The sequence below is a fragment of the Endozoicomonas euniceicola genome (assembly GCF_025562755.1).
In the GTDB taxonomy this organism is placed as follows: domain Bacteria; phylum Pseudomonadota; class Gammaproteobacteria; order Pseudomonadales; family Endozoicomonadaceae; genus Endozoicomonas_A; species Endozoicomonas_A euniceicola.
On sequence record NZ_CP103300.1, the window covers coordinates 4,918,691 to 4,945,478 of the forward strand.

The 26,788-nt window shown below is 47.2% G+C and carries 21 protein-coding genes and 1 pseudogene; 14 read left to right on the forward strand and 8 right to left on the reverse strand.

The window, feature by feature from the left end:
* Positions 1 to 71: 71 nt before the first annotated feature.
* Both NX720_RS19925 and NX720_RS19930 read right to left on the reverse strand, forming a co-directional pair.
* A complete protein-coding gene (locus NX720_RS19925; protein ID WP_262596966.1) occupies positions 72 to 1,385 on the reverse strand; it encodes an MFS transporter in 1,314 nt (437 codons plus the stop codon).
* Between the two features lie 284 nt (positions 1,386 to 1,669).
* Positions 1,670 to 2,062, reverse strand: a complete 393-nt coding sequence (locus NX720_RS19930) for a YybH family protein (RefSeq protein WP_262596967.1) — start codon at positions 2,060 to 2,062, stop codon at positions 1,670 to 1,672.
* Between the two features lie 171 nt (positions 2,063 to 2,233).
* On the opposite strand from NX720_RS19930, the gene NX720_RS19935 reads away from it, so the two are divergent.
* The 9 genes from NX720_RS19935 to NX720_RS19975 all read left to right on the forward strand — a co-directional run bounded on the left by NX720_RS19935 (position 2,234) and on the right by NX720_RS19975 (position 12,247).
* Positions 2,234 to 3,613 (forward strand): DUF6829 domain-containing protein, encoded by a 1,380-nt coding sequence (locus tag NX720_RS19935; protein ID WP_262596968.1) that lies wholly within the window; start codon positions 2,234 to 2,236, stop codon positions 3,611 to 3,613.
* 45 nt (positions 3,614 to 3,658) lie between these two features.
* Entirely contained in the window at positions 3,659 to 4,321 is a 663-nt protein-coding gene (locus NX720_RS19940; RefSeq protein ID WP_262596969.1) for a metallophosphoesterase, read from the forward strand.
* Between the two features lie 176 nt (positions 4,322 to 4,497).
* Positions 4,498 to 5,229 (forward strand): DUF4956 domain-containing protein, encoded by a 732-nt coding sequence (locus NX720_RS19945; RefSeq protein ID WP_262596970.1) that lies wholly within the window; start codon positions 4,498 to 4,500, stop codon positions 5,227 to 5,229.
* A gap of 2 nt (positions 5,230 to 5,231) precedes the next feature.
* The gene (locus NX720_RS19950) at positions 5,232 to 7,871 is read left to right on the forward strand and encodes a CotH kinase family protein (RefSeq protein WP_262596971.1); all 2,640 of its coding nucleotides are present in this window, start codon (positions 5,232 to 5,234) and stop codon (positions 7,869 to 7,871) included.
* Positions 7,871 to 8,548 carry a polyphosphate polymerase domain-containing protein gene (locus tag NX720_RS19955; protein WP_262596972.1) on the forward strand — a complete coding sequence of 226 codons (678 nt, stop codon included), beginning with the start codon at positions 7,871 to 7,873 and terminating at the stop codon, positions 8,546 to 8,548. The genes NX720_RS19950 and NX720_RS19955 overlap by 1 nt, the downstream gene beginning before the upstream one ends.
* 14 nt (positions 8,549 to 8,562) lie before the next feature.
* Positions 8,563 to 9,066, forward strand: coding sequence for an 8-oxo-dGTP diphosphatase (locus NX720_RS19960; protein ID WP_262596973.1), 504 nt, complete (start codon positions 8,563 to 8,565; stop codon positions 9,064 to 9,066).
* A gap of 707 nt (positions 9,067 to 9,773) precedes the next feature.
* Positions 9,774 to 11,105 (forward strand): group II intron reverse transcriptase/maturase, encoded by a 1,332-nt coding sequence (ltrA, locus tag NX720_RS19965; protein WP_262596974.1) that lies wholly within the window; start codon positions 9,774 to 9,776, stop codon positions 11,103 to 11,105.
* A gap of 234 nt (positions 11,106 to 11,339) precedes the next feature.
* Positions 11,340 to 11,951, forward strand: coding sequence for a CPBP family intramembrane glutamic endopeptidase (locus NX720_RS19970; RefSeq protein ID WP_262596975.1), 612 nt, complete (start codon positions 11,340 to 11,342; stop codon positions 11,949 to 11,951).
* Positions 11,948 to 12,247, forward strand: coding sequence for an NUDIX hydrolase (locus tag NX720_RS19975; RefSeq protein ID WP_262596976.1), 300 nt, complete (start codon positions 11,948 to 11,950; stop codon positions 12,245 to 12,247). Before NX720_RS19970 ends, NX720_RS19975 begins: the two co-directional genes overlap by 4 nt.
* 42 nt (positions 12,248 to 12,289) lie before the next feature.
* Here NX720_RS19975 and NX720_RS19980 read toward each other — a convergent pair whose 3' ends face one another.
* Entirely contained in the window at positions 12,290 to 13,168 is an 879-nt protein-coding gene (locus NX720_RS19980) for a hypothetical protein (protein WP_262596978.1), read from the reverse strand.
* 457 nt (positions 13,169 to 13,625) lie between these two features.
* Here NX720_RS19980 and NX720_RS19985 point away from each other — a divergent pair, with 457 nt between their 5' ends.
* A complete protein-coding gene (locus tag NX720_RS19985; RefSeq protein ID WP_262596979.1) occupies positions 13,626 to 14,087 on the forward strand; it encodes an Hsp20 family protein in 462 nt (153 codons plus the stop codon).
* Between the two features lie 87 nt (positions 14,088 to 14,174).
* On the opposite strand, the gene NX720_RS19990 is transcribed toward NX720_RS19985, so the two are convergent.
* Together NX720_RS19990 and NX720_RS19995 are read right to left on the reverse strand one after the other, a co-directional pair.
* Complete coding sequence (locus NX720_RS19990; protein WP_262596076.1) at positions 14,175 to 15,809, reverse strand: IS1634 family transposase; 1,635 nt, start codon at positions 15,807 to 15,809, stop codon at positions 14,175 to 14,177.
* A 143-nt stretch (positions 15,810 to 15,952) separates the two neighbouring features.
* Positions 15,953 to 17,125, reverse strand: a complete 1,173-nt coding sequence (locus tag NX720_RS19995) for an RNA-guided endonuclease InsQ/TnpB family protein (RefSeq protein WP_262595363.1) — start codon at positions 17,123 to 17,125, stop codon at positions 15,953 to 15,955.
* A gap of 65 nt (positions 17,126 to 17,190) precedes the next feature.
* Between NX720_RS19995 and tnpA the strand changes: the two are divergent.
* From tnpA to NX720_RS20010, 3 genes and pseudogenes are all read left to right on the forward strand, one after another.
* Positions 17,191 to 17,619, forward strand: a pseudogene (gene tnpA / locus NX720_RS20000) (IS200/IS605 family transposase).
* Between the two features lie 290 nt (positions 17,620 to 17,909).
* On the forward strand, positions 17,910 to 18,767 hold the full coding sequence (locus NX720_RS20005) for a hypothetical protein (RefSeq protein WP_262596980.1): 858 nt from the start codon (positions 17,910 to 17,912) through the stop codon (positions 18,765 to 18,767).
* Between the two features lie 386 nt (positions 18,768 to 19,153).
* The gene (locus tag NX720_RS20010; RefSeq protein ID WP_262596981.1) at positions 19,154 to 19,663 is read left to right on the forward strand and encodes a WD40 repeat domain-containing protein; all 510 of its coding nucleotides are present in this window, start codon (positions 19,154 to 19,156) and stop codon (positions 19,661 to 19,663) included.
* A gap of 117 nt (positions 19,664 to 19,780) precedes the next feature.
* On the opposite strand, the gene NX720_RS20015 is transcribed toward NX720_RS20010, so the two are convergent.
* A complete protein-coding gene (locus tag NX720_RS20015) occupies positions 19,781 to 20,812 on the reverse strand; it encodes a tetratricopeptide repeat protein (protein ID WP_262596983.1) in 1,032 nt (343 codons plus the stop codon).
* Positions 20,813 to 20,874: 62 nt separating this feature from the next.
* Here NX720_RS20015 and NX720_RS20020 point away from each other — a divergent pair, with 62 nt between their 5' ends.
* Complete coding sequence (locus NX720_RS20020; RefSeq protein WP_262596984.1) at positions 20,875 to 22,383, forward strand: carboxypeptidase M32; 1,509 nt, start codon at positions 20,875 to 20,877, stop codon at positions 22,381 to 22,383.
* Between the two features lie 639 nt (positions 22,384 to 23,022).
* Here the strand turns inward: NX720_RS20020 and NX720_RS20025 are convergent.
* The gene (locus NX720_RS20025) at positions 23,023 to 24,795 is read right to left on the reverse strand and encodes a hypothetical protein (protein ID WP_262596985.1); all 1,773 of its coding nucleotides are present in this window, start codon (positions 24,793 to 24,795) and stop codon (positions 23,023 to 23,025) included.
* A 111-nt stretch (positions 24,796 to 24,906) separates the two neighbouring features.
* Entirely contained in the window at positions 24,907 to 26,721 is a 1,815-nt protein-coding gene (locus NX720_RS20030; protein WP_262596987.1) for a hypothetical protein, read from the reverse strand.
* Positions 26,722 to 26,788 lie beyond the last annotated feature (67 nt).

Here is a 26,788-nt window from a genome sequence, read left to right on the forward strand (position 1 = left end):
TAGCCAACCTGTAATACTCTTTCCATGAACTGCCACCACTGGAAATCCAAAACCTGTTACTGGATGAAAGGCTATTGACGCAAACGATTCCCATTGTCCGTTGCCATGGAGTAATCAGGCCATGCAACAAAAACAATCAGCAGTGAAAAAATTGAAATGACTATCAGGTACATTGCCGGGCCCGTGGTAATACCAAACCACTTGATCAACAGTGTGCTTGAAACCGGTGCCAGACCACCAAATAAAGTGATTCCCAGATTGTAAGTGATTGCCACCCCGGTATAACGCACTTCCGTGGGAAACAGCCTTACCAGCATCGGTGGCAACAATCCGGTTATAAATGCCGTAAGAACAGCTGCCACCATCATGATTTTGCTGAGTTCGGCTCCGTCAGAGCTTATGTAGTGATAAAGAGGCAGGCTGATACCCACTATCAGCACAGCGCAGAGCAACAGCAGCAGTTTATGGGAATAGCGATCATTCGCCAGCCCCATCAGCAGGCAGATCGGGGCAGACATGATATACGCCAGTGATGCCTGCCAGGCAACCTGATCACTGGCAAAGCCGTGTAACGTCACCAGATAGCCGGGCATATAGATACTCAAAACCGCGGTGGCTGAACCAAACATAGCGATAATGCAAAAACCGCAGACAAACCCCCGCCTGTGGTGACGCACCAAATCAAGAAGGGGAGTCGCCTGACGCTGTCGCACCAGATTCAGTGCCATGAACAGTCCGGATTCATGAAACCGTCGTCGTATATAGAAACTAAGCCCTCCCAGCAGGCCTCCGATCCAGAAAGGTACACGCCAGCCCCATTGCGTCATAACGTCCAGTGGCAGAAACAGTGTCAACAGACCATGGACAAACGCCGCCAGAGAAAGTCCCAGCATTAACGACATAAACAGAATACCAATAACCAGCCCACTGCGTCCGGGGGTGGTTTCACTCATGTAAGTCATCGCACCGGGCAGCTCGCCACCCAGAGAAAACCCCTGAAACAATCGCAACAAAACCAGCAGAACCGGGGCAAGCATACCAATACTGTTATACGCCGGTATGCACCCAATCAGAGCGGTGGTCAGCGCCATAATAAATATGGTTAACGTGAACGTATTTTTACGCCCATAGCGATCACCGAGATGCCCAAAGAAAATACCACCCAGAGGGCGTGACAGGTAGCCGACAGCAAACGTTGCAAAAGTTCCCAACAGAGAAGTCATCGAATCACTGGAAGGAAAAAAACATTCGGCAATGTAACTCGCCATCATGGCATAAACCATGAAGTCATAGAGTTCCAGCATCCCCCCCAGAGAGATAGCAAAGGCCAGCCGGTACTGTTCTTCTGGAATATTCGTACAGTGACGCATCTTTTGTAGGGTCACTAGGAGCCTGACCGAGAATAGCGCCCGTAGCGAGGACGGCAGAAAATTGAGGATGAAAATTTGGTTTTGTGAGGAGAATAGCGAGCTATTTGACGAACAAAAGCGAATTTTCAGACCAATTTACTGCCGCCGCAGTAGGGCAGTCTATTCTCGGACAGGCTCCTAGACCGTCTCCCGCCTGCTAGTTGAATAACACAGACTAGTACATCGTTGCAGAGAGGATAAATTGTCGGCAAAAATAAAAGCCGGTTGTAATAAAAAGAAGCGGACTCTTTTGACTGATATTATTGAGGCGAGGCATGTAAATGAACGATTTTCCATTCATTGCCAAGCTTTCTGAGAATATGAGTCGCTCTCAGCGACTGCAATTCCGTGGCAGAACCCTCCGACTTCATTCTGGTTTCAAACTGCCAGATACTGCAACAGCCTATCACCTCGCCTGACTCCCAGAACGACTCCACCCGATATTGAACAGACAGGATTTCAAACTGATTAAACAGGGATTCATACCAGACCCTGAGGCCACTTTGAGTAGTGCAGCTGACATGTTCACTGCTCCAGAACAGCAATTCAGCGTCCGGGGCGAAGTGTGCCAACATGCCATCGATGTAGCATTGCTGATAATTATCAGCCTGCTGGTCAAACAACGTGGTAATCGCTTCAGGTTGATTTTCCATCGCTCTCCCCCCTGCCCTTAATTAAATATCTGGTTGAAGATTCATCAGATTATCATCCTAAGCATAAGTTTGATAAGCCTCAAACGATCAATTGCTATGCTTAAGCGGCAAATTGAGGCAATCACCTCAGCACTCTGAATGAACCATGAGGAGCAACCATGAGGAGCAACCATGAAATCCCTGGCCCGAATACTCTTTCCCATGATGATGGTTACCGAAAACGTTCTGGCTAAGGATCATATCACGACCCTGAAGAACTACATCAAAGCCACTTATGGTCACGAGCTGGTGATCTCTGACGCTCAGATCAGGCAGCTGAGCTGGGTGATGGACAACCCGCAGGCCACTCCGGAAATGGATCGCTACAAAGTCAAGGGGATTCACAAAGAAGTTCCAAGAGCCCTGTCACGGCTTTATAACCTGCAACGACTACGATCAGGTACTAAAGAGGACTTTGAGAAATTTATCGCGCCACAGAAAGATATAAAGGCTTTGAATGAGGAAAAAGCTGAAAAACCTGAAGCTCTCTCGTTCGAGAGTTTCAGGCAACTGTCAGCCGCTATCCGCCCCATGGATGACTACCATTATGAAGGGCTGGCAGCAGCAGCTATCATCTCTGCCGTTACCCTGTCGCCGGAAGCCATTCAAAAAGCCCGGCTGATTCCGGACCTTAAAATTCCAACAGGCAGCGTAAAGTTTCTGGCAGCCACTGCACCGGAAGCTGGTAAAATCTACCCTCTGGCCCGGGCGTTCAACAAACGCTTCGACACCGGCAATCATCTGTTTGAAGTAGCCTTTATGCCCGACAGCCACCTGCGTCACATGATGTATAACGAGGGGTCGCTGGCGATGTATAAGCATATTGACCGTGGACTGGCCAACGGCTCAGTTTCCAGAGACGAACTCAGGTTCTGGTACTATCACTGGGTGATCAACATCGCCGGATTCCGTGGACACCTTGCTCCTAAAGGCTCACTGTATCTGACCCAGAACACCTACAACGCCATGACAGCCGTAAAAACGGTGCTGGATCAGCTCGGCTCAGGTGAAAAAGCCTTCAACCCGATACGGGCTTATCTGGCAAAGCGTGCTGAATGGCTGCAATTGGAAAAACACACCCGGAATACCGACGAACAGCTGGCACTGGCTTCCCTTGCTGCCTCTTTACGACTGTTTTCACCGGAACAAGGAAAACAGCTTTATCAGGCTTTCGGGCAACTCTCCCCGGCAAACCAGAAACGCTGGGTGGCTTACAGCCAGTATCAGTTCACTAATACCCGGACACCGGCCCCTACTTATGCTCCGGCACTGTTTGCCAATGCTGTTGTAGAAGCCGGGCTGGCCGACACGGTAGTGAAAGCCCTGCCGTTGTTTCTTGACGTGATCGACAAAGAACAGAAGATGCGCAAAAACGGCCAGTTAAGCCTGCAGGTTCCTGTGTCATTCCGCGAACTCAGCCAACAGCAACAGGTAGATCGAATTCTTCACCAGCCACTCAAAGGTATAGTGACCATTGACCCGGTAACAGGCGTTGCGTCCATAACAAAATAATCGTTTAACATCCTCAATCGCAGGGAAAGTGCCGGAGGCTTTACTATGTTTCATCAGAATTTTTCAGCCAACCACCAGGGCAGAGACTTTGCCATTGGTGATCTGCACGGCATGTACGACCTGCTGTTCGAAGAGCTGGATAAAGTAGCGTTCAACTTCGCCACAGACCGCTGTTTCAGCGTAGGCGACCTGATTGACCGGGGTCCTGAGTCTGCACAATGCCTTGGCCTGATCAACGAACCCTGGTTTCATCCCGTCTGCGGCAACCATGAAGATACGCTGCGCCTGGTGGCTCGTAACCTGTCTTCAGCCGCTATCACTGCCGACTGGATTCTGAACGGCGGGCGCTGGCATCTGATGGTATCTACCGAAAAAATGCGCCACTATGCCGACTTGGTAGATACCCTGCCCGAACTCATTTCTGTCACCACGCCTTCCGGCAAACTCGTTGCAATATGCCATGCAGAATACCCTCTGCCTTACTGGAGTCCGGACGACATTGCCAAAGACGATGAGCTGAGAAGACACATGATGTGGTCACGGCAGAAAGTCAGCGACAGGGACACTTCAACCGTTTCCGGAGTCGATAGCATTATCTGTGGGCATACGATTGTAGAGCGTCCACAGCAGCTGGGTAACTCTTTCTTCATTGACACCGGTGCTTTTGCATCAAATATTCTGACCCTGATCAATCTGGAAGATCTTTAAAAGGCAAGACTGAGAATTTACGGTTCGTGCAATTTCTTTATTAAGCTCTGAGGCAAGGTGCCGAGAGGTTCTAATAAAGGGCGGGGGTGGTTGTTATCCTGTCGATCTGGTAATAAGAGACAGAATGTTTTTTAATAGAATAAAAAATAATCTAATTTGATAAGGAAGATCAAATCATGATTGAATCCGTTGACCCCCTACTGGTTAATTTCCTGCCTCAGGATATTCGTTCAACCTTTTTCCCGTATGCCAGCGTAGGTCTGGCTTCTTTACTCCTGAACCTGCTTATCGGCTACATTCTGGCAAGCCTGATTGGTATTCATTTCCGGAAATTTTCCACCGCATTTGGTAATAGGAAAGACTTCTCAAGACTGTTTCCCATTTTAATGCTCTCGGTAATATTAATTATCACCGTGGTCAAAGCCTCACTGGCCCTGGCCCTTGGTCTGGTAGGTGCCCTGTCTATTGTCCGCTTTCGGACTCCCATTAAAGAACCGGAAGAATTGATCTATCTGTTTCTTAATATTGGCCTGGCTATTGCCCTGGGGGCGGGACAAACTTTTGCGGCCATCATTGCCTGCGTCGTCATCCTGATTCTAATGGCTGTTTCCAAAAAAAGAATGGCGAAATCTTTTCAGGAAAACGGACTGTTTCTCTCCATCAGTTACACCGTTACCGAGAATGCGGCTAAAGACACCATTCTCACTGACCTGAAAAACGTACTCACCGAATACACTGTCAGAGTAGATCTGAGCCGGTTTGATTATTCCGATTCTAAAGTTGACGCACTGTTCTTTATCAACATTCACACCGCTGAAGAGTTAGACTCCATCGTATTCCAGTTAAATAACAAATTTGATCAGGCCAACATTTCTATTCTGGAACAAAATGATATCTCGGGATTATAACCATGAAGCTTCGCTTGGATCGTCAGGCTCATCTTGTCTCTAAACGAGAAGTACAGCTTATCCTGGCAGGCATTATCTGTATTGCCCTGATATTAATGCCTTCCGTTGAGCGAATAAAAACACTGTTGATTCAGGGCGGCTATCGCATGCTTCATACCAACAGTAGTGATGAAGCGATGCAAATCCTCAGTGATCTCAAGGCCGTTCCCGGCAAACTGCTGTCAGCGGAGCGAGATATACCCACCCTGAGGCTCGATATTAAATACAAAGAGTGGCAAAAGCTGGTGAGCGATCGCCAGACTGCCCTCGCCGAGGGTCTTATTCCCGAAACACGTCAGTTCGCCAAAGCCGTGCTCTACGATGACAAGACCCGATATAACGCCAAAATACGCTTGCAGGGAGACCTGCTTGATCATGTCTCCGGAGAAGATCGCTGGTCACTGCGGGTTGAAATCAAAAAGAAAAAAGCACTGTTTTCAACCTCCCGGTTCGCCCTGATCAGTTCCAACGTTCGTTCCCACCAGGGGCCTGAGCTGTTTCGCCAAAGCATGATCACCGCCGGTTTTGACATCATTGCCCCCCAGAATTACCCGGTGAATGTGATCGTTAACGGCGATGACTGGGGAGTGATGCTGCTGGAACAGGCTTTTGGTCAGGACCTGCTGGCCACCAGTAACCGCACCGAAGGTTTTGTGGTGCGGCTGGACCTCACGGACGAACAAGTCAATTCTCAGGGCGAGAGACACCGGGAATTAAAAGCCAGAGTCATTCAGAAAAAAACCGTGATGGGCAAAGAAGCCCTGGCCATGCAACGGCAAATTGCCCTGACGTTAATTAGCGACTTTATTGATGGCAAACGCTCCGCCAGCGACGTCTTTGATACCAAAAGGATCGGTCAGTATCTGGCCACCGTCGATATCTGGGGAGCCTGGCATGCCCTGACCTGGAATAACTGGCGCTGGTACTACAACCCCCACACAGCCAAACTCGAACCTATTCAAAGCGACGTTTTGGTCTCCCCCGCCCGCCACACCTGGCTGATGAAGCCCCCGACTCATTATTCTCTCATCAGTCGCAAAATGCTCGATGACCCCCAGGTAGCCGAAAGCTATGAACAGGCTATGAGTCACCTGAAGCAGCTGATCAATTCCGGAGAGTTAATCGAGGCTCTGGAAAAAGAGCAGGACACCTACAATAAAATGCTGTATTCAAGCGTTCCCCTTCTTGGCCGGTATGACTTCGACATCATGAAAAGGCAGGCTGGCTGCATTGGTAGTGATTACCAAACCCCACCCTGCTCAGACATCAGGGAACTGGGTGAGCACATCCATCTGCAAATGCACACTATGTCCGCCCGGCGCTCCTGGGAGTTGATGACCTCATTTCTGTCGACCCCTTCAGGCTCCGCTCTCTCGGTCACGAATTCCCAGAATAAGGTGCTGACCATAAAGGAGATACAGCAACTCAATAAAGACGGCAGCAAAACCCTTCTGACCCCTTTAAATATTGAGCTGCCAAGACTGCTTCCTCCCAACAGCAGCATGACCGTCGCTCTGCCCGGCAAAGTGGAGAAGATTGCCTTTGACAGTGCCTTTGAAGGGAAAAAAGCCACAACCCACAGTTTGCAGAAGGATCGAACCGCAAACACCTTTATTCCCAGACCTCAGGCAACCAGTAAAGCGACTCAATATCCGTTCATCAAGCGAAGCCACGACCAGTGGGAAATTCAGTCTGGCACCTGGAAAATCGATGACTACCTGGTGACTCCGGATAACTGGCAGGTTCACATTCAACCCGGAACCCGTCTTGAGTTTTCTGAAAACGCCGGTTTGATGGTCTTCGGTGAGCTGTTTACCCACGGCACCGATAATAAACCCGTGGTCTTTACCAAGCAGGCTCGCAGCGAAAGCTGGTCTGGACTAACGGTATTTGGCACGGAATCCACCAAAAACAGCCGGGTCAACCACCTGCGTATTTCCCATGCCAGAAGCCCGAAACTCGGATTCTGGCAACCCAGGGGAGCCGCCTATTTCATTAACGGTGATCTGCAAATCAACCACCTGACCGTGACCGATAACAGTTCCGAAGACGCACTGAATATCATCAGCAGCAAGGTATCCATTAACCACCTGTCGGTAAAGAATGCCTTATCCGATGGATTTGACTGCGACTTCTGCACCGGTGAAATCAACAACAGTCAGTTTTTGAATATTGGCTTTGTTTCCGGAGGCGATGGACTGGATACCAGCGGCTCAAGCGTGATTGTACGACACAGCCTGTTTGACGGGATTCGCGACAAAGCGGTTTCAGCAGGAGAAAACAGTCATCTGGTACTGGAAGACAGCCGGGTTCAGAACAGCAACATAGCCGTTGCTTCCAAAGACCGCTCCAGAGTGACCATCAACAGAGGCACCTTTGATAATATTCGCGAATACTCATTAATGAGTTATATCAAGAAAAATATCTTTGGCCCTGCCACCCTTCATGCAAACGACATCCGCTGTACACCTGTCAGCTGCATCGAGAAAACACTGGTCGAAAAAGGCAGCGTTTTAACCATTGATGGCTCCGAAGTCACAGCCGAAGACGTTAACGTTAGAGCGCTTTATAAAGGCATTATGAAATCGGACAAACCCAAATAATGGACGCACTACGATTTGAGGTAAAAATCCCGGTTCCGGTGATCAAGATGCAACAGCTGCGGCTATGGCTGAAACGTCATCCATTGCTGTTTTCAGAGCAGTACGATAAACGTGTTATCAACAGTTTGTATCTGGACAGCTGCGGTCTGGCCCGTTATGAAGAAAACCTGAACGGTATCAGCGAGCGTAAAAAAGTGCGCCTGAGATGGTACGGCGATATTGCAGACGCCAGCTCCGCAAAGCTTGAATTCAAATTAAGGCGGTCTGGAAAGGGGAAGAAAATCACCTATAAGGCTCCCCTGGACTTTACCCGGGCACCGTTCAACTGGCGTGAAGCTCTGGACAACTGTTACGAGCAACTTCCCCATGAAGGGCAAGTCAGCATGGGCAATGGTGTGATGCCGATTCTTATTTGCCGCTACGAAAGGGAATATTTTATTTCCGCCTGCCAGAAAATCAGGGCTACTATAGACAGTGAGATCGAAGTGTTTGACCAGCGTTACAGCAACCGGTTGAACATCACTAAACCCCAGTCCCTTGGTGTTTATTACCTGCTGGAACTCAAGGCCGACGAAGCTTATGAGGAAGAACTGTCCAGCCTGATAAGCACCTGCCCCTTACGTCCTTCCCGCCACTCCAAGTACGTGAACGGCATCAGGAAGCTGGTTGGTAAATAGTAGTGTGTGAGCCAATGATAACCCCTCTCAAAACTCCCCTATCCCTGGCCGATATCGACTGGTCTGCCTGGCAGGCAAAAGACCCGGCCACCCTGACATTCGTGATCAAGAACAAAAAAATCCTGCTGATACGAAAAAAACGCGGGCTGGGTGCCGGCAAAATAAACGGTCCGGGCGGGCGTCAGGAGCCCGGAGAAACCATGCTGGAATGCGCGGTCAGGGAAGTTCAGGAAGAACTGTGCATTACCCCATTGAATATGCAGCATCGGGGAGAGTGCCGGTTTCAGTTTGTGGACGGTTACTCGCTCCATGTCCACCTGTTCACAGCTTCCGACTATGAAGGCACACCCACTGAAACGGACGAAGCCATTCCACTCTGGTTCGATCTGGAAGCCATTCCCTACAAAGAGATGTGGGAAGACGATAAAGTCTGGCTACCCCTTATGCTGCAAGGGAAAGCCTGCTCCGGTCGTTACCTGTTCGACAACGATACGATGCTGGGTTATCAGCTCGAGTAAATCTTTGAGGTGCGCCTTATCCCTTAGGGAAGCAGCAGAACATAATATATACCGCTGTTGGCTTTTGGCGGTTGGCTGTATGAGCAGCTAATAGCCAACAGCCAACAGCCAACCGCCAAAAGCCAAAAGCCAAAAGCCCGGTAATTTATTGAATGCTGCGCCCCTTAATACTAAAGGTTTAATGGATTTTTTATTATCAAGGGGTTTGTCATTTTCGAGGGTTCTTCCAGTGCGCTGGGATAAGCAGCGTGTATCTTGCGGGTGAAAGTCCCGCTACGGAAGGAGAACCAGCTCCACCGTATAGCGAGTCTTGCGTTGCTGGCGGTAACAATAGTGACGAAGCGTAGACAGCGAAATATTCGAGCCGAAACCGAATGGTGAACGTGATAGCTCCGAAATCCCTCTGATTGTGGGTGCCGATACTCTTGGATTTGTAGCAGGCCAAAGAGTGTTGTGCGAGGTTAAACTGGGAAATCCGAACGACACTACCCACCGGAGTCGCAGGCGTCGGCGAGTTTATAGAGATACACGACTGAACCCAGGAGATCCATAGGGTTCTCGACGGATTGAGTATGCGAAGCGCAAGTGCAAAACACGAGGCTTTGCAAATGACCTTATGGAAGTCGGAGTCAGCCATAGTAGTGATGAAGCGAGTAATGACCGTGGAGCGAAGGGCTGGCAGATAGATCGAGCGTGAGAGCGAAACAATGACCGTACTCAGCAACGACGGACAATCATGGTTAACGAAACTTGAGCGCATAGGCGAGAAGTCAGCATACGACAGACAAATGGTGTTCAATAATCTTGGGCACTTGCTGAATGTCAACATGCTGAAGGGACAATTCTTTCGGCTGGACGGGAACAAGGCCGTAGGTATTGACCGTGTGACAAAGGCTGCTTATGGCGAAAAGCTGGACGAGAACATTAATGATCTTCTCCAGCGTATCCGCCGTGGCACCTACAAACCCAAGCCAGCAAGGATCACTGAAATCCCAAAAGAGGACGGCAGTAAACGACCTCTGGCCATATCCTGCATTGAGGACAAGCTGGTGCAGCTTGCAGTCAGCCAAATCCTCAACAAGATATACGAGCCACTGTTTCTGCCATGCTCATACGGTTTCAGACCCGGCTTGAACTGTCACGATGCTTTGAGGGCTTTACAGCAGTCTACCTACCGTAACTGGAATGGGACTGTTGTGGAGATTGATATCCGCAAATACTTCAATACTATTCCCCACAAGGAATTGATGAAGATATTGCGAGCCAAGATATCAGACCGGCGCTTTCTCAGGCTCATCGAAGTTCTGATTACTGCGCCCGTGATGGAACACAAACAAGTATCCATAAATCGGGAAGGCTGCCCACAAGGTTCAATCCTGTCACCTGTCCTTGCCAATATCTACCTGCACTATGTGATTGATGAATGGTTTACCAAGGTAAGTCATTCACACATCAGGGGACGGGCAGAAATGGTGAGATACGCTGACGACATGGTATTCACCTTCGAGGTGCAAAGCGAAGCAGAACGCTTCTACAAAGTCTTACCTAAGCGATTAGAGAAGTTTGGCCTGAAGCTGCACAAGGACAAATCGCAGATAATACCTGCGGGACATGTGGCGGCTTTAAGGGCAGACCGATCAGGGAAACGCCTGCCGACGTTCAACTTCCTTGGGTTTACCTGCTATTGGGGTAAATCGCGAAAAGGCTACTGGCGACTGAAGTTTACCAGCCGCAAAGACCGTTTCGCAGCCAAACTCAAGGGGTTGAGGGGCTTCCTCTGGAAGAACCTGAGTTCTGACCGTGTGCAAACACTGAAGACTGCGATTAGAGTGATAAAGGGGTGGATTAACTACCACGGCATCTCTGATAATCGTAGACGGGTCAAGCAATTCATAGAGCAAGGTAAGCGCATCATCCTTAAATGGCTTAACCGCCAAGGTGGAAAGCGATACTTGAATTGGGAGAAGTTGAGCAAAATCCTCAAAGCACTTGGTTATCCGGAGAAATGGAAAACTGTGTCAATGTTCCAGTCTCGCTGAATATGTGTGGGGACACTGGTCTATCGGGAGCCGGATGCGGTAATTCCGCACGTCCGGTTCTGAGGAGGGGCCTGCTCAGGTGACTGAGCAGGTCTACTCACCCAGGACCCGTGATACCTGGCTCGTAAGCATCACTGACAAATCGGTTATCAGACGAATAAAAAACCATTTAACACTGTCCAAAAGTTTGTTAACTCTCTGCACCGTAAGTCAGGAAAACAAAGGAGCAAAGGAATGATTTCAACAGGTACACAGCCTCCTCACGCTTCATTCATGCCAGGTAGCCAGAATGATGAAAACAAAAGTCAGTTCTTAAAAAGTAGCTGGAAAAGCCGGGGCGTCTCTACTTCTAGCGGAATATCAAATTTCATAGCAGATTCTGCTCATGCAGTCTGGGCTGGTTTCAAGCAAGGAAGATCCCTTTTCTTGGGTTCAGCCACTGTCTTAATAGCCATTTCACCCATACTTGGTATGCAAGAAGACTCTGATACCAGAAGCCAGCCTCCCACTCCTTTATATATTCCAATTGTTGTATGCCCAATACTAGAAGAGCTTTTGTGTCGTGGTCTTGTTCACAATCTGGCCAGCAAAATGACACATTACATATTTCAACAGAAGGACAATGCGAAGATTGCAGCCAGCTGCTTAAGCTCCGGTTTCTTCGGCCTGATTCATCTGTTCGAACCCAATCCGATTTTGAAAGCTAGTATCGCAACAGTATATAGCTTTGCTTTTGCACGCACCTATAACGAATATGGCCTTCTGAGTTCTATCTCCAGTCATATAACCTATAATTTGTTGCTAAACATTGCAGATGCGTACGCTGAGACACTCAGTAATTCATGACTGTCAGGAAAGGTTCTCCCAGACCGCTCCTTAAAGAAACAGCCCCGCTAAAGCTGGTAATGGGTCGGATCAACCAGGTCGGCTTCCTCGAACCCTTTTTTACGATAACGACAGATGTCGTACACACCGCAAGCTCCGACTATGAAGGCACACCCACTGAAACGGACGAAGCCATTCCCTACGAAGAGATGTGGGAAGACGACAAAGTCTGGCTACCCCTTATGCTGCAAGGGAAAGCCTGCTCCGGTCGTTACCTGTTCGACAACGATACGATGCTGGATTATCAGCTCGAGTGACATACTCGCTGTCGTATAGGTTGCCGACTCTTACCCTTATTCCTACCAATCCGCTGTTTTAAAATTATCCGGCGTGAGGCTCATAGGCAACAGTTGTTCAACACGGCCTGCTTCTGGCAGGGTGGTTATGCCCGCTCCTGCGTCCTGCTGTGCTCCATTCCTGTTCTCCTCCTGTTCTACTTCCCCTACGTAGCTCAGTGTAAAAGGCTCTACGTTAGCGTCAGCTGCGTCGCTTTCTGTTACCGAGAGTTCAACAAGCGTGATACGGCTCTGATCGAGACTGATTGCTATTTCAGCTTCAGCTGGCACAGTTATTTCTTCTACCGCTCCTGGTAATCCGTCGTTCACTGGTAATTCGATGTTAATATCATTCGAGAACCGATAAATAGTCACATTACCGCGCAGTCGAATGGTGGCAGCAGCAGTCGCACCAGCAGCCGCTCCGGAAATAGTGCTATCCGACAGGATCGTGGGGTTATGGAGGAACGGACAGATAAAAAGATTCTCAATCGGAATCAGACTTGAAGGAAGCATTATGCGCTCTATCTGAATTGCGTGCGATTCACGTATCTGGTCGAACAGGACTGGATCCAGTGAGACATAGTTATTCGGTATTCGATCAGAAATATAGGTCACTCTCTTATCATCCTTCCTATTGCCATCCTTCTTATTGATTAGCCTGCGAGCAGAGAGGCCGGGCCCGGAATGATCGGTAGGTTCTTTAACGTCCCATAAACCGACGCTTAAATAACTAAGGACAGTAGTTTTTTTGTTGCCGGTTCTGGGTGACTCTTCACTTTGTGGCGTCATAAAATATACGATTGATGACAGCTTTCCCTTTTCATAAAAAGTACTTTTGGATTGAACCAGGTTCCATTCACTACCTTTAGAGGAATATGTGTAACGGTCGATTGTATCCATTGCATACACGTACATCGCAGAAAAGCAGGCAAAAAAACAGGCCAGCAATGACAGTGTCACTGGTTTCAGAATGTTCATCATAAAATACCTAAATCATCACTAAGTTAATAAAGAGAGCGTCGCTTCTTTACAGCAGGACTAAATTAAAACGCTCGCAAAAACCCACCTTTTGCCTTTCATGGTGTAATGGCAGAGATGCCCTGAAGGAAGCCTCTGCCCCCAGTGCTGTAAAGAGCAAAGAGAAGAGATTTTGCAAGTTGGCGCGACTCAGCATAGGCGATATTGAAATATCCAGTAGTTTTAAATAAAAAATTTTCAAACAAAGGGTTGAAAGCGAAAACCATCGTCCTTATTAATAATAACGACGGTGGCTCATACGAGCATCGTCGCTAACCAACGACCTGTTCCCGAGGAAAGGTCACTGTCAATAACATATTGCTCAATTGAGGATATGACGATGCGTACTATCGATGTAGACTTCAGCCCACTGTACCGTTCCGCTATTGGTTTCGACCGTGTTGCCCATCTGCTGGAGGGCATGGCAAGCAGTCACCAAAACAGCAAGCAGGGTGGCTACCCTCCTTACAATATTGAACTGCTGGCAGAAAACCAGTATCGAATCACTATGGCGGTGGCCGGTTTTGCAGAAGACGAACTGGATATTGAAAGCCGTGAAAATGTTCTGGTGGTTCAGGGGAAAAAGCAAACCGACGACACTGAACGCCAATATCTGCACCAGGGCATCGCAGAGCGCAACTTTGAAAGAAAATTCCAGCTGGCAGACTATGTAAAGGTTACCGGTGCCCAGATGGACAATGGCCTGCTCCATATTGAACTGGAGCGTGAAATTCCCGAAGCCATGAAACCTCGCAAAATATCCATCAGCGGTCAGCGTATGCTGGAAGCTGAGACTGAATAATTAACTATTCGGTTCCTGTTAAAAAAGAGCTCTTTGTCTGAGCTCTTTTTTGTTATGGAAGCTTTTACCCGTCATTCACCACCCTATTCAGGAATAAATTTCTTGGTACGTTGAGCCCAAAATAAAAATGATCGTCGATTGCCTCTCTGATATTCCAACCATGTGTTTCTCCGTCCCGTTAACCGACAGCACATGAATCCCATCAAAGCACAGGAAAACCCATCTGCCCGTTGGGTTCTGGGCTGGTTTCTTCTTCATGTCCGGGAACGTTCGGCTCTGCCTTTTCAGTTCATAGCGGATTCGATGCTGAATTGCAGCATAGACCATAAGACAGAGTGTCATCACCATTAACAGGGCCTCAATACGCTCAGGTTTTTTGAGATACAGTGAAGACACCAGAAAATCAGGGCTCTTCAGGAAGCGAAAACCTCTCTCAACCTGCTGCTGGGATTTATACGTCCTCAGTAGTTCGCCAGCGTCAAGCCGGACTGTATCTGTATCGTTGGTTGCCAGAACAAAACAACCCAACGATGCTTCTGCATCACGACGAGTCTGTACAGCAACCGTGCAGGAGCCTGTCACATAATATTCATAGTGGTCGGGAACCGTCCCATCAGCAGGACGGCCTTTGGTTTTATAGCAGGGACTCTCGATGATCTCAGGTTCAGCCTGGCAGTATACGGACTGTTTTTGCCATAGCTTGAAAGCTTCCATGGCATCCGATTCGCAACAGAATGGCTTCTTGCCCAATTTCTCAAGTTCCTTGAACTCCTTCAGGGACTTTTTCTGCATACGCCTTGTCAGTGTCTTCTGTTCTGTTTTCTGGCTTTGATTATTTCGAAACAGTACCCAACGTTGTACGACACCTGCATAGTCAGACAGAGTCTCTACAGATTCGTAATGCTCAAACCCTTCAACCTCAACCATTGAGCGCAATGGCGCACTTTGAACCAGTTCTTTGGCTGCACCAATGTTGAGAGGAACTCTGGAGATAAACAACTGATCCTGCTGACTCAGTTCCTGAACGGTTTCAGCCACATACAATGCAGCATCACCGATGAAGTAACGGGCATTCAGTGCCGCCTTGAAGCTCTTTATATGCTCAGAAACCACTTGTTTGAAACTGGTCTTGTCCGTCACATTACCGCTGGCTGCTTTCATAAACATCGGAATGCCTGCCCGGTTTTCGGTCAGCAGGAGCAATATGGCCTGGTTCAGGTCAGGACGATGATCTCGGCTGTAGCCCTTGCAAAGCCTGATGCAATTGAGGTCCTCGTCACTTACTTCCTCCTCGCTGTTATAACGGCCATCGACGTGAAATCCTGTGCCATCAAGGTTGAGTGCATCACATGGCAATTTGAGATGCGTAGCCACCTTGATAGCCAGCTCAAAATAGACTTTACTGACACCCAGTTCAAACAGTTCATCCAGTGTTCTTCCAAGAACTTTGTCGTTTATGTGTTCGGGCTCAATCCCCTCTCTGATCAGTTTATCGAGGGGTTTATTGGAGAAGAACTGAGGGAACATGTGGAGAGACTGCCCCGTAAAGCCGAGGCCATTGATAATCATCGCGACAACGGCCTCACCGTGGGAGATGTTCCATTCGTCAGATACTTTGGGCGCGCGCCTGTCGATATGGTCGGCAATGCCCAGCTCTTTGCACATTCCAGCCACTAGACCGAGATGATCCATGACCTGAGAGTGGTATTGAATAGGAGGCATAACAAGGCTTCTTGATATTTGCTTATCTGATAGATAGCAGGTATTAGGAAAATGTCATGTTGGGTGGTGAATGTCGGTTTTACACAATAAGGAGACAGGTTTAGTGACTGCTCCCCACCCTATCGGGTGAGGCTTCTGATTTCTTAGGCAGCAACCGACAGTCTGCCGGATTTACGCAAGCCTCCATCAGCAGAAACGGACAGTCCTTCCGCCTTTAATTTCAATATGCCTTGCTTCTTGATATTGCGAGCTGCATTAATATCCCGGTCATGGATAGCACCACAGCTACACTCCCATGATCGGATTCTCAATGGCATTTTTTCCTGTTTCAAATCGCAGACTGAGCAAGTTTTAGAGGATGCAAACCACTGGTCTATCTTCACCAGATGTTTACCTTCCTGCTTTGCCTTGTATTCGAGTTTGGTTATCAGTGAGTGCCAGCCAGCATCAGCAATAGAACGAGCAAGACGCTTGTTCTTGAGCATGTTTTTAACTTTCAGTGTCTCCACAATCACCGCTTGGTTTTCGTCGATGAGTTGTTTTGATAGCTTATGCTGAAAATCATTACGGGCAAAGGCTACACGCTCATGCGCCTTTGCCACCAATAAACGGGCTTTGTGCCTACCTTTTGAGCCTTTCTTGCAGCGAGATAGAGCCTGTTGTTTTCTTTTCAGGTTACGTTGTGCTTTTTTCAGAAAGCGAGGATTGCCAGTCTTATGGCCGGTACTGGTGATAGCCAGATCAGTAATCCCCATATCAACACCGACAACCTGATTAGCTTCAAGATTATCAATCTGTTTTGGTTGTTCCTGGGTATCATCAGCCAATATGGAGGCAAAATACTTGCCGGTTAGCGTTCTGCTCAGGGTGATAGACTTCACCTTACCCACTATTTCACGATGCACTTTAGCCCTTATGGGCTTGCACTTGGGGATTTTTATCCAGTTATCGCCCACAGAGACAGACGTACAATGGTAGCTACTTTGCTTGCCATGCTTTTTCTTGAAGCGAGGAAATCTTGCCTGCAATTTGGGATTGAAAAAGTTTTGAAAGGCCGTATCCAGATTGATAGTGGCCTGTTGCAGTGCAATAGAGTCAGCGTTTTTCAGCCATGAGTACTTTCGGCTTTTCTTGGCTTTTGCCAGCAAGGGCTTCAGGTGTTTTTTGGGAGAAAGGCTCTGCCCACGAACCTTGTAATAATGAACCTTAATAGCCAGGGCCTTGTTCCATACGAACCGCACAGCATCAAACTGACGGTCGAGAAATTCCGCCTGCTCTGATGTTGGATAGATTCGTACTTTGGTGGCTCTCAGCATGGAACGTTATTTAAGTGCTCATTAATATAAGCTCTATATTACAGGTATTTGAAAGAGGTTTTCAAGTGAGCGCACACAATAAAGATTTACTTAAAGGGTATCTTCGCAAACGACATAGCGTTACCAAGCTGGTTGTTCATTTGGTGTTCACGACAAAGTACAGACGAAAGCTTTTTGATGGCTATATGATCAAGCAGTTACGGGAGTCGTTCGAGAGTGCATGTGAAAAACTGGAATGCCAGTTACTTGAAATGGATGGCGAAAAAGATCACGTACCCCTGTTGGTGGCCTACCCACCAAAACTGGCTATCAGTGTCATGGTAAATAATCTCAAATAAACATCATCAAGACGGTTGCGAATGCTGAATACCCACCTTACTGCTCAGAGCAAAGCAGGCTTAATGTGGTCAAGGTCTTACTTTGCTTGCAGTGCTGGCGGTGCAACTATCGAGACTCTGAAGGACTACGTTAATAGCCAGAGTACACCAGATTGATGGCGGAAGGCTCTGCGCCTTCCCGTCTTATATCCCCGCCCGCATTGGGCGAGGGTTTACGACGATTTTGCTAAAGTAGATTTATCAGTTTGGGGAGGATTGTTATGAGTCGTTTTTATTTGGTCAGGAGAACCGTCAGGTTTTCAGAAAAAATGAAGAGTTGCTGGTTGTTTTCGGTATTCTATTTATGTGTCGCACTTTTACCTTTCAAACTTCGTGCTGAAGATGTAACCGTTCGGGTTGGAGAACATTTTATCAGTTTTCAAGGGTTTGAAAGAGAAGGCCTTGGAGTGGCTTTAAGAGAAGAGTTAAACAGAGTTCTGAATGAGGGTGAACAGCAAGCTGAAGGCGCTTCAGCCCAGATACCACTCCCTGAATCATGGGAAACGGTAATTTCAACTTATCAAAAGGGCAGATGCAATAATTACTGGCTTACCCGTACATTCAACACCCAGCAAATCACCAGGCGGGCAGAACTTTTGGAGGAAGTATCACCGCTGCCTGAGCACGGAGTATTTACAGGTAATATCGGGCATCAGGTCAGGTATATATGCGATGAGGATACCATCAGTCTGAGAACCCCTCCTGGCAGTAATCTGATGGACAACGCCGGTTTCTTGGTTGCCCCGGAGAACATACTGAGTGAAGTTCTGAATCGTCCTGCCCGGTTCGATCTACTGGAAGCTTTGATAGCAGCGCACAGCTATCTTTTCACGAGCTACAGAGAAGCCAGAAATTATGCTGAAAGCCAGGAGAGTCCTGATTATGTTTGTCGCCCGCCCCATAGATTTTGGGCAATAGAGGATCTGGTGCTGACGATTCATGTCATAAGCAGGCAGCTCATGACATTACCCAATAACTTAGCTGCTGAAACACCGCTAAGTGAGTTACTTAACTCCCGGCAGCCCACTAGCGGTGATCTGACCATGCATTTCAGTGGCGAGAGATTCCGGTTGAATAGCTTAATTGGGCAAGCTGATTTGGAGTTTAACCAGTGTCTCAAATTTGTTATAGAACTCCTTGAGTTTTATAAGCAACGACTTCAAGGCCAAGATGCCTCTGGTCACGCTTCTGGTGATGCTTCGGTGACGAAGGTTCTGGCTGACCTTGATCTGTTGATGCTGAGTATGCGCCAGGCTCTCGAATGAATGATTGAGGCCGGATGACGCACCAGACCGGAAATCAGAGTAGACAAACCAGATGACTCTACTCGCAAAAAAAGGTCTCAGCCTCCCAGCCCTCCTGTCTCTGAAGAACACTGCTTATCTCCTGAAGATATTCCGGAAGGCTCCGTCCGACATGGTCAGGAGTCGTTCGCTTTTCAGGAGCTGGGGATAAAATGCCGGGCGGCAATGTCGCGACACCTTTGCCAGCCTGAAGAAAACGTGTCGCCAGCATGGTCTTTCATTTTGGGATTGTCTGACAGACAGGTTAAACGGCACCGGTTCGTTTCCGAGGCTGGCGGATGTTATTGAATATGCTTCTTGCTGGCTTCCATGTGGTCAATGTAGGGGTTATTGAGTAATTACAGAGCGTGCAGTCCTTCCCAGCAGCAGAAGGCTATTGTCTCGGCATCACCTCAAGTCCTTACAGTTCTGAGTTAGCATTCGAATCCGTAAATGGCCGTGAAGTCAGGATTTTCGCAAGCAACAGGAAAGATGGAGTTTGCAAAAAGGCAATTTCGAAACACCAGAGGCCAATGAAGCTCATTGACTTACTTCTCATGAATTCAGACTGGCATCCTGCCGAGAAATACTCAGCGCTAAATACTTTCCCCAGCAACATGCTCAAAATAAACAGCATGGCGTACAATCAGGACGCCTCTATGTTAGCAATCGCTGGAATAGATGGAATAAATGATAAAAGGGGTAATACCAAAATAATCTCGCTTGATAAACCCGATTCGGTTGTATACCACATAAATGACTCAAAGCTGGTCATAAATAGCATCAGCTTCAGCCCCGATGGCAAACTGTTGGCCACCTCCGGGAATGAAGGAAAAGTTTGGTTATACGAAGTTAGCTCTTCGGATGTTCACAGATAAAAACAATACGAGCTTACGACATATCTTAAAGTTATTGCTGCGGATTCAAACCGCAGCTTTGCTGACAAAGGGACCGGACCGCAAGCAAACTGGTACCTGGAGACAGCTTGAGTTCGGTTAATCATTAATAACCGTCGAGCGTTCAGAAATACGCTTTTGCAATAACGCAATACGATCCAGGTCTTTCCTGGCATACAACGCCATTGCAAGCTCCTTAGCCTTTCCTGCATCCACTTCTGCTTTCTGCCACTCCTTCATCGCCAGCAGCACCTTTGCACGCTGTTGATAAAACAGCATCCGGGTTCGGGGTGGCCCTAACTGAAACTGAATACCATTCAGCCGTGTCAGCGCCTGAGAGTATCGCCCTTGCAGATAATTAACCCGCGCCAGCCTGATTACCGCTCTGACCACATCGTATTGATTCCCCGCCTCTTTGAACAAGGTTTCGGCATTCACCAGCGCCTCCCTGGCACGCTCCAGATTACGCTCTTTGCCATCGGTCAGTGCCGCTGCAAGGTTATATAACACCTTGCCACGCAGGAACGGAGCAGGTTCTTTCTGTTGGTCGATAATAGGCAGTGCCTTTTCAGCAAGACTGACAGCCCCACCGTCGTTTTTGGCTCTGGCAACCGCCGATTGCAGATAAAGGCTTTCAACGATGGAGCGCCAGTCTTTTTTCGGGTCTGACAACGTTTCAGCGGCCTTGGCAAAACTCAGACAGTGGGCATATTCACCCAAATAGAAAAAGCTGGAGGCAAGGCTGAGCAACAGCGCCCGCTCCTGGCTGAACTGTTTGTGTTTCCTGACGGTCTCAAGCGCCAGTTCGCCCCAGTGGATATGGGACTTCCAACACCCCTGGCGCTTAAGAACCGAACCTGAGCCCAGCACCCATTCAGGCAGGGCCAGGCGGTCGGCAGCCGATGGCTGCAGGGACTGACAGTAAGAAGGTTCTTCAGCATGGTTTAATGCCTTCTGGCTGACTTCTTTGGATTCACCGGTATGTACCTTACCTGCACACGCTTCACCGGAACACACTGACGAGAACAAAATAAAGCCCGCCAGCAGAAACTGTATTTTTTTCATGGAGCCAGTATAGAAAAAGTCTTTATATTCACAATGAATCAACGGTGTTTCTGCGTCTGTTACCAAGTCGGTTCCCACAGGCAGGAGCAACCGATACACTGAGAATGAATCAACCCGGGACAAGCCTGATGAGTGATCAAAATAATATCGCCTACGATAAGCTGGCCGAACGTTTCACCAAGCTACACCGACTCAACCATCTGAGTTCCATCGCCAGCTGGGACCAGGCGGCCATGATGCCTTCCGGTAGTAACCAGGCTCGCTCGGAGGCACTGGCAGAACTCTCAACCCTCACCCACGAGCTATTGACCGCCAGCGAAGTGGGGGACTGGATACAAGCAGCCAGCGAGGCACCCCTGGACAGTTTCAGACAAGCCTCCCTGAGAGAGATGGCACGGGAATGGCGGCAGGCTTCTGTCATACCCGCCGATCTGGTGAAAGCCAAGTCGCTGGTGACATCAGACTGCGAACACGCCTGGCGCTCCCAAAGGCCTGAGAATGACTGGCAGGGGTTCAGCAAAAACCTTGAAGAAGTGCTTCGCCTGACCCGGGAAGAAGCCAGTATTCGTGCAGAATCCTCAGGCGTTGATCCTTATGACGCCCTGCTCGAACTGTATGAGCCCGGTATGACCTGCAAGCAACTGGACGGACTGTTCGGGGACGTAAAAAACTGGCTCCCGGATTATGTGCAGCAGGCTACCGAACGACAGAAGTCCAGCGACTACCTGATGCCTGAAGGGCCTTTTGCCATCGACAAACTAAAAGCTCTGGGTCTTGAAGTGATGACACTGCTGGGCTTCGACTTCAACCGGGGCAGGCTGGATGTCAGTACCCACCCTTTCTGTGGTGGTGTGGCTGAAGACGTTCGAATCACGACCCGCTACCGGGATGATGACTTTATTGAGTCGCTGATGGGCGTTATTCATGAAACCGGCCATGCCCGTTATGAACAGAGTCGTCCGAAGGATACGCTGGAACTGCCGGTCAGCTATGCCCGGTCAACGGGCATCCATGAAGGGCAGAGCCTGTTCTTTGAAATGCAGCTTGGTCGCAGTCGCGAGTTCCTGTCCCTGATTCGTCCTCTGTTGTTGAAGCACCTCACCAATGGAAAAGAACTGCCTGCCTATCAGCTGGATAATCTGCAAACCCTTTACCGGCAGGTTAACCCCGGCTTTATTCGGGTCGAAGCGGATGAAGTGACGTATCCGGCACATGTTATTCTGCGTTATGACATTGAAAAGGCTTTGATCAATGGCGATATGACGGTGGCTGATCTGCCGGATGCCTGGAATGAGAAAATGCAGAAATACCTGAACCTTTCCACGCAGGGCAATTATAAAGATGGGTGCATGCAGGATATCCACTGGCCTCTCGGCGCATTTGGCTATTTCCCCAGTTACACGTTAGGCGCCATGTATGCAGCGCAGTTGTTTGCCGCTATCCAGACCAGCATTCCCGATGTTCACTCCAGAATCAGCAGTGGTGACTTGTCCCCTGTCTTCGACTGGTTGAAAGACAATATCTGGAGCCAGGGCAGTCGCTATACCACATCGGAACTGATGGTCAGAGCGACAGGGGAAGACCTGAATGCCAGCTTTTTTAAAGAACACTTGAAAAAACGTTACTTAAAAGGCTGAGGTAATATGTCTACGCAATGTATTTATCCATTAGTCACCTATACTGCCAGCTCATTTCTTGCTGCTGCTGAACAGCCTGAAGGTAGTCCGGAAAAAACTAATGGATCGTTGTTTTTATTTTTTTCTCTGGTTGTTTATTTCAGTGGGGAAAACTTACTCACAGACACAATCAGACACCCTTTATCCTTCCCACTCAAACAACATAACACTGTCTGAAAACATTCTTGACCGGTTACCAGCAATGACACTGCCTCTGTCAATAGCTGGTAACCAATTCGTCTTGTATGGCGTTTGTCGGATAGCAGGGGCTGATTTTCGGCCCTCATGGAATGATCCGATCTATTGGCAATACATGCGCCCCCTGGTTGGTGGACTCGTGATTTATGTGGTCTGTGAGTTGCCTGTTGGAAAGACTTTATCAGATATCAATAAGGGGCGCAGCATTCAATAACTTACCTGGCTGTTGGCTTTTGGCTATTAGCTGCTCGTACAGCCAACCGCCAACCGCCAACCGCCAACAGCCAACAGCCAACAGCCAACAGCCAACAGCGGTATATTATGTTCTGCTGCTTCCCTAAGACATTGTGGATGAATTTTCTATTTCGGTAATTTCCCTACTATAACCGAAGCTGCCGGTTTTTATTCAAGACGTGAAACAGCGTCCTGAAGAACTTGCAGCAACTCGGGGTCGTAGCCTTGACTCTCCTTATCTATCAGCAAGTTCTGAAGTTCAGCCAAACCCGTTCTGTCAGGGTAACTATCTAAAATAAATTTAACAATTTCAGTCCTGTTATTCCTTGCGGCTGCACAAAATAAAGACATGTTGCTTGAACGAAGTTTTGTATTGAGTAATTCAGGTTTTCTATTAATAATTTCTTTAAATTTCTCAAGTTCACCCATAGTACAAAATATACGAGCACTATCTGCTTCGCTTAATCCCGCTTTCCAATCCAGCTCACCACTGAACATGGGTCGTTCGATACAAAGGCCAACAACTTTCTCTGCAATATAAGTGGGTGGCTTTGAGTCAGTCAGTAGCCATGGATTGAATAGTGATTCTTTTAACCAGATTCCTTTCTGATAGAGCAGGACAGCTGGCAATATAAAAAAGAAGAGCCTTCCGTTTCCGTCCAGAATGGGATGGCGCCTTTGTATTTCACAACATACAGTCACAACCTCCTCAATGATTTCCAGCATTTTATTTTTATCCGTTACGGATTTGTAATAATTTTCTAGTAACTCATCACAATCCGCCTGTTTATTTTTGCTTTTGTATTGAAGTTTGAATGAAAGCCAGTTTTCGTCTGTACATTTTTCTTTAAAAATGAATTTAAAGTAGGGAAGCACTTCATCATACTCTGGTACATTTTTTTGTATGTCTTCAATAGAAAAAACCTTATTCCCATTTTTTTTCATTTCATCTTCAAAGAAATCATTCAAAAGACATTTGAAATCACTATCAGACAAATTACTTTTATTGTATATTCGCCCTTTTTGTAACATATCAAAAAAGAAAGTGTTGTCTTCATTTTTATTGACACTCACTGGATAACAGTTACCTGGAAAGCACACTATTGAGCCAATAATTCCAGCAGCCTTATTAAGCAAAGCCATATTAATTTCTCTATCAGGCTGCATTATTAATTTATTAATTAAAAACATAAAAGCACTACAGCACCGATCCAGGTAGCCCACTTCATCATTTAAAGAAAACCAGCCTACATCACCTTGACGACGCGCTCCTTCTACCATGAGATGGTGCATTGATGTATAAAAAGGTTCTGTTGATGTGCATTCTGCTCCTTTTTGTTCCCAATGACTAAAGACTGCTTTCTGCTTTAAGTAGACAGAAGCACTTTCAAAAAAATCATTGATTATTTCTTTCTGAAACTCACTGTAGATATGATTCTCGTTAAATCTTTTCACAACGAATTTCAATATTTGATCCTTTTCCTCGCTGTTCAGCGCCTCATCACTCAGTAAACATGTCAGTCTCTTTGATGCAGACTGACAAAAAATACGGCCTTGACTTTCAGGACTCAGGTAAGGAAACAGACCATAGGTTGAATAGGCATTTAAAGGATCTTTTTTAATCAAAGCATGGAAGTGACCAAACAAGTCGTTGGCTTTTTCAATAACCTTCTCTGAGTATTTACCACTGGACGATTCTACAGGTGTTTTTACCCCGTCAGTCGTGGAAACAGACGCTCTCTGAACGGTTGCCTGACCTGGCATTCCGGATGGCTTATGAACCGGACTGCGAGGAATAATAGCCGCAACGGAGAGCTCCCGCACTTCCGTAGAATGGCTGGAGACAGAACATTTCTCACCGTCGGACTCCGAATGTTCTACTGGCTCTTTAGGCCTTATCATTGTCGACTGACAAGAACTACCACGGTTAGAATTAATCATATTTGTTACTCCTGCGGAGGTGCCTGGACACAGGGTTCTCTGGTGGAGCATCCCTTGTTTGAGTGGGCAGTGCCGTTTTGTTGCCCGATAATATGGGCTTGCCACTGGCTTTTACCGGACATCATTAAATGACCGCTTTCGTTTCAATGAAATACGCAGAATAGCCTTCTGGATAACGTCTACCAGTTCGGCTTCAAAGTTCTTGGAATAATAAGAGTTCAGCAAATAATGAAGTCTATTCTGGCTCGTTTTTTCAGGGTAGTTCTCCAAAATAAACTTAACAATTTCAGTCCTGTTATTCATGGCAGCTGCCTCTAATAAATACATGTTACTTGTCCTGAATTCTGCATTGAGTAATTCAGGTTTTCTATTAATAATTTCTTTAAATTCTTCAAGCTCACCCACAGCACAAAATACACGGGCTCTTTCTTCTTCATTTAATCCAGCTTTCCAGTCCAGCGGACTACTGAAAACAGGACGCTTGATACAAAGGTCAACCAGCTTAGCGGCAATATAAACGGGTGGTTTTGAGTCAATCAGTGGCCATGGGTCATAAAGAGTTTCTTTTAACCAAATACCTTTCTGATAGAGCAGGACGGATGATAAGATAAAAAAGAAGAGCCTTCCGTTTCCATCTCCAATTGGGTGTCGCCTTTGTATTTCACAACATACACTCACAACCTCCTCTATTATTTCCAGCATTTCATTTTTATCCGCTACGGATTTGTAATAATTTTTTAGTAACTCATCACAATCTGCCTGTTTATCTTTGCTTTTGTATTCCATTTCGAATGTAAGCAATTTCTTATCTGTACTGTTACTGCTTTCTTTAAAAGTAAATTCAAAGTATGGAGGCTGACCTTCATGTTCAGATATATTTTTCAATATATCATCAATGCAAAAACAACTACTGCCATTTTCTTTCATTTCTTCTTCAAAAAAATCAATCAACAAGCTTTTAAAATCTTTATCAGATAAATTACTTTTATTGTGTATTCGCCCTTTCTTCAACAGCTCAATAAAGAAAGTATTATCTTCACCTTTATTGGCATTTACACGATAAAGGCTGTCATTCATACATACTAAAGAGCCAATAATTCCAGCGGCTTTATTAAGCAAAGCCATATTAACTTCTATATCTGGATGCATTGTTAATTCATTGATCAAAAACATGAAAGCACTGCAACAGCGATCCAGATAGCCAACTTCGTTATTAAAACAAAACCAACTCGTATCATTTTCACGTTTATTTCCTTCGGCCATAAGCTTATGCATTGACGTATGAAAAGGAGCTGTTGATGTGGATCCTGCTCCTTTCGACTCCCAGTCGTTAAAAACAGCTTTTTGTTTTAAGTAGACAAAAACACCTTCAAAAAAATCATTGATTACCTTTTTCTGAAAGTCACTGTAGTCAGAGCTCTCATTAAATCTTTTCACAACGAGCCTCATTGCTTGATCCTTTTCCTCGCCGTTTAACCCCTCATCACTCAATAAGCAAGTCAGCTTCTTTGATACCACCTCACAAACCAGACTACCTTGCAGTTCAGAGCATAAGTAAGGAAACAAACCATCGGTAGAGTAGGAACTTAGAGCTAATACTTCAATTTCAGTCAATTTATGGAGGCAATCAAACAAGTCGTTGGCTTTTTCAATAACCTTCTCTGAGTATTTACCACTGGACGATTCTACAGGTGTTTTTACCCCGTCAGCCGTGGAAACAGACGCTCTCTGAACGGTTGCCTGACCTGGCATTCCGGATGGCTGATCAATCGGACTGCGTGAAATAATAGGCAGAACGGCGAGTCCCCGCACTGCCGTAGAATGGCCGGAGACAGAACATTTCTCACCGTCGGACTCCGAATGTTCTACTGGCTCCTTAGGCCTTACCGTTATTGCCTGATGACTGCCACGGTCAGAATTAATCATATTTGTGACTCCTGTAAAATGCGTTGTTGCATAGTACAAACGGAAGCCACTGAAGTTAAAAACAAAG